Below are 967 nucleotides of genomic sequence, written 5' to 3' on the forward strand. Positions count from 1 at the left end.
CCGCGTGTCCTGCCATTGCAGGGGCTCGTAGGTCTTGCGCCAGCGGTGGGCACCGCGCAGGGCGATGGCCGTGTCGGCCGCGCGCATCCCATGCGGCGCGCAGGCTTCGTCCAGCAGCTGGCGCGCCAGCCGGGCCTGCATTGCGGGCGAACCCGCCTGCACCACATCGACGAAACGGCAGTCGATGGACGGGCATTCCTGCCCTATCGCCTTGCACAGCGGAAAGACGGCGGCCATCTCGGGGTTCAGCGCTTCCGCTCCGGTCACATCTTCCGAACCGCCTGCGGCCACCAGCAGCAGCCGCCGTGTGCGCGGGCCTACAGCACCGTGCGCACGGGCCTCCAGCGCCTGCGCCAGGGCCAGCACGCTGTGAAAGCCGCGCTCCAGCGGCGCAGGGGCGGCCGCATCCATGGCCCACAGGTGGTAGATGGCGCCCACGGGGCCGAACTGCGCCTGCACCGCATCGAGCAAGTCCTCGCAATCGCGGCGCTCGCCGGGGCGCACGGCATGCCGGCCCGGGGCCAGGCAGGCGGGGGCGGCGCCCGTTTCCACGCAGACCACATCGGTGCCCTGCGCGCGCAATGCGTGCACCAGGGCCTCGGCCGTGGCACTGCCGTCGCCAAACACCAGGGCCACCTGGGCTGCGCCGGTGGTGCCTGCCTCCCACTGCAAGGGACTGCGCTGCCAGGCGGCTGCGTAGAACGGACCCGCGGTCGCCGAGGGGCCTGCCGTGCCTGCCGCTTTCGGTGCATCGCCACCCTGCCCCGCAGCCTGCACCCAGAAGGAGCGGCGCTGGAAGGCATAGGTCGGCAGCGGCACGCGCCGCCCTGGCCGCCCGCCCCGGCAGGCAGTCCAGTCGATGTCCACGCCCGCGCACCACAGTCCGGCAACGGCCTGCGCCAGCAGCTGCGCGCTGCGTGCGGTCTGCTGGGGATGGGCCTGGCTGGACCAGATGCCGGCCGCCGTG

1 protein-coding gene is annotated in these 967 nt (G+C 73.5%); it reads right to left on the reverse strand.

The features are described from left to right. Positions 1-967, reverse strand: a 967-nt coding sequence (locus L995_RS33935; RefSeq protein ID WP_047473140.1) for a KR prefix domain-containing protein, incomplete at both ends; no start/stop codon positions are given.

Source organism: Delftia sp. ZNC0008, assembly GCF_000799035.1.
GTDB lineage: Bacteria > Pseudomonadota > Gammaproteobacteria > Burkholderiales > Burkholderiaceae_C > Comamonas > Comamonas tsuruhatensis.